We start from the raw sequence: 644 nt of genomic DNA on the forward strand, positions 1-644 counted from the left end.
ACAGGCGCATACGATCTGACATTTGCATCAAACTTCGTTACTTACGGCCCGTAAACGGGCTGCCCGGATAAGGGATCGATAATTGCTCACCCATTTTATCCTCTTCAAGCTGGTGCTTTATGTAGTCCTGTATCTTCGCCGTGTTCTTACCCACCGTATCGACATAGTACCCTCTGCACCAGAACTCCCTGTTCCTGTATTTGAATTTTAGATCCCCAAACTGCTCGTAAAGCATCAGACTACTTTTACCCTTCAGATATCCTATGAAGCTCGACACACTCATCTTCGGCGGGATCTCCAGAAGCATGTGAATATGATCTGCACAACATTCCGCTTCCAGAATTCGTACGTTTTTCCATTCACACAATTTTCTTAATATGCTGCCTACTGCCCTACGCTTCTCTCCATAGAACGCTTGTCTTCGGTATTTGGGCGCGAAAACTATGTGATATTTACAGTTCCATCGGGTGTGCGCTAAGCTCTTTTCGTCCCCCATTGGGACCCCCTTTTGATTTCTTGTTGAACTTTTGCAGTTGCCAGACCGCAAGATGTTTTAACAAATCAAAAGGGGTTTTAATAACTGGCTTAAAGCTGAAAGCTTTCCGGAACCCCCAGCCTAGCTGGGGGTTTTCCATAGACAAAAA

2 protein-coding genes are annotated in these 644 nt (G+C 45.3%); both read right to left on the reverse strand.

Annotation, left to right across the window (positions count from 1 at the left end; all coding sequences use genetic code 11):
• Positions 1 to 37: 37 nt before the first annotated feature.
• Entirely contained in the window at positions 38 to 496 is a 459-nt protein-coding gene (gene tnpA, locus NA624_RS22985) for an IS200/IS605-like element IS200F family transposase (RefSeq protein ID WP_000502117.1), read from the reverse strand.
• A partial coding sequence (locus NA624_RS22990) for a hypothetical protein (protein WP_000397091.1) occupies positions 453 to 644 on the reverse strand: 192 nt, incomplete at its 5' end. The genes NA624_RS22990 and tnpA, both read right to left, overlap by 44 nt.

The sequence above is a fragment of the Salmonella sp. NW38 genome, from assembly GCF_051807745.1.
GTDB lineage: Bacteria > Pseudomonadota > Gammaproteobacteria > Enterobacterales > Enterobacteriaceae > Salmonella > Salmonella enterica.

Bases quoted from the DNA above. Each gene is read 5' to 3' on its own strand.
- tnpA (WP_000502117.1), bottom strand. From the start codon at position 496: ATGGGGGACGAAAAGAGCTTAGCGCACACCCGATGGAACTGTAAATAT.